This window comes from Paenibacillus sp. J5 (assembly GCF_054955055.1).
Window position 1 is genome coordinate 1 of the sequence record NZ_JBUEDD010000030.1, and the last position, 1,837, is coordinate 1,837.

1 protein-coding gene is annotated in these 1,837 nt (G+C 64.0%); it reads right to left on the reverse strand.

The annotated features are described in order from the left end of the window. Positions 1–1,820: contractile injection system protein, VgrG/Pvc8 family (locus ACY1JZ_RS25940; RefSeq protein ID WP_462631662.1), on the reverse strand; the 1,820-nt coding region annotated here is incomplete at its 3' end. Positions 1,821–1,837: the final 17 nt, after the last annotated feature.

The window sequence follows — 1,837 nt, forward strand, 5'->3', positions numbered from 1 at the left end:
GCCGCCTCCTGCTCCGCTCGCTGCGCCGCCTCATAGTCCGCCATCGGCATCAGCGGCGGCTCGTATACGCGCGGCAACGGCTTCACCGTCACGGGCTTCTTCGTGCGACCCTCCTGCTTCAGCAGCGGGGTTCTCACATCGCTCTCCCCATCCAGCACCACGCTGCTCGCCCCGCCGCGCAGGTAGACCGCCTCGCTCGCTTCCAGCTTCATGCTGCCTCCAGACGTGAGCTGCACATGACCCCCGTCCAGCTTCAGCTCTCCGCTGCTCTCCACCGTCAGCCCCGATCCGTCCAGCCGGATCTGAATCCCTGCTCCCGCCTCCACGAGCAGCCGTTCCGGCTCCAGCGCGATGCCTGCTCCGCCCCGATGACGCCAGCTCTTTACTTCCGGGTCGCTTCCCAGCGCCTTCACGCGCACATGCTCCACCGCGTAAGCCGCTCCTTCCTCCGCGCACGGCAGGAGGATCTCCACCGCATCCCCCGGCTCCGGCATACTGTACCAGCCTGTATGACCGCCACCGGCGTAAGGCGTTCGATACCCGAACCAGCTCCCTTCGACCTTGTCCGACTTCCCGGCAGAGGCTGTCTGGCTCTTGTCTGTCTCGCCCGCATCACGACCAGCCGCTGCCTGGCTCTCCGTATCCAGCTCGACCTGTACACGATCCTGCTGCACCTGCTGAACCTTCCCTCTTAATCGGCCCCCGATCATTCGCGGATTGCCATACCTTGGCTGTACCAGCCCTTCCGGCTCGCACAGATTGTAACGGGTTCGCAGCAGTCCAGCTTCCATGCAGGATTCCGATCCCGCCACGATCCATTCCCGCTCGTTCAGCCGTATCCGATCCCCCAGAGCATAGCGCTCCGCACTTTCCAGCACATACTGGTGGCTTGACGGCCGATCCCCATCGTCCGTTGCCCACGCCGTTCCTCCATACCGCTGCCACACGGCCGATCCACTCTGAGCTCGACCACGGGGATACCCTTCCTCCCTTGCCACATCCCTCGCCGCGTCCCTTGCCGTATCCCTTCCCTGCTCCTGCCCCCTCAGCCCGTCCTTGCCCGCCACAGCCCCGCCTGGAGACCCGGACTTCCAATTGGAGCGTTGCTCATACCGGGAGAGATAGGCATCTTCTGTATCACCGCTGGGCTCTATGCGCCGCTGCGGCAATCCGCCCAAGGTTTTCCTCAGCTTGTAGGTGGTGCCGCGCTCCAGCTCCCATGCTCTGCCCTCTGGCAGACCGAACCAGATCTTCGGCGAGGCGGCACGCACCTCCGGCACCAGCCATGTCTCGAACCGGGAGGCCATTCGGCTCAAAAATTCCCAGTCCGTCTCCTCATACTGCACCACAAACTCCCCCAACTGCTGCCCACCGGATGCTTCATCGATCGTATCCCCTCCCGGATAAGCCGACAGCACCTGCCGGATCATTCCCGTGTAGCTCTGACCCGGTGCTGCGAATGGGCGGATGCGTCTCGTTCTGTCCAGCATGCTGCTGGAGGAGATCGCCTCCAGTTGGAAGGTGTATACCTCGTTCCTCGCCTGAATCGTCTGTTCGACGACATAACCCTGGAACAGGATCGCCGCCGTCTGCCCCTCTTCCCTCAGCTCCTCCAACAGCACAGGCTCTTCGCCCGCCATCCATTGCTGCGCCTCCTGGGCTTGCTCCTGCGGAATGATCCCGCTTGCCCACAGTCGGGCATGCTCTCCGATGCGCTGTTCCAGCCGAATCGCTTGAAGCTGCTGTACCGGGCCGCAGCCCTGCAGCCGAAGCTGTCCATACCCCGCAAGCGCCCGCTCAGGCTGCTGCTCCTCGCTCACCTTCACTCCCCCTTCCC